1 pseudogene is annotated in these 339 nt (G+C 72.0%); it reads right to left on the minus strand.

The features are described 5' to 3' along the window. A pseudogene (locus tag QC385_RS43895) lies at positions 1–339 on the minus strand (transketolase); the annotation flags it as partial.

Here is a 339-nt window from a genome sequence, read left to right on the forward strand (position 1 = left end):
CCGGCAGCGGGTTGTCCGCCGGGAGGAAGGAGCTGGTCTTGTCGATCGTGGTGTTGTTGGAGCCGGCCAGGTCGGCCGAGCCGCCCCACAGCTCGGGAACGACCGCGCCGAGCGCCTGGAGGACCTTGCCGGAGGCGGCACGCGTGGCCACGCCCTTGCCGACCTCGAAGACCGGGATCTTCTCCTCCCAGCCGGTCGGCAGCTCACCCTTGGCGACCCGGTCGTACTCGGCGGCGCGCTCGGGGTTGTTGTCCCGCCACTGCTGGTACGCCTTCTCCCACACCGCGCGGGCCGCCTGGCCCCGCTCCAGCGCCTTGCGGGTGTGCGTGATGACCTCGT

It is taken from the genome of Streptomyces sp. DH10, from assembly GCF_029813805.1.
Taxonomy (GTDB): domain Bacteria; phylum Actinomycetota; class Actinomycetes; order Streptomycetales; family Streptomycetaceae; genus Streptomyces; species Streptomyces coeruleofuscus.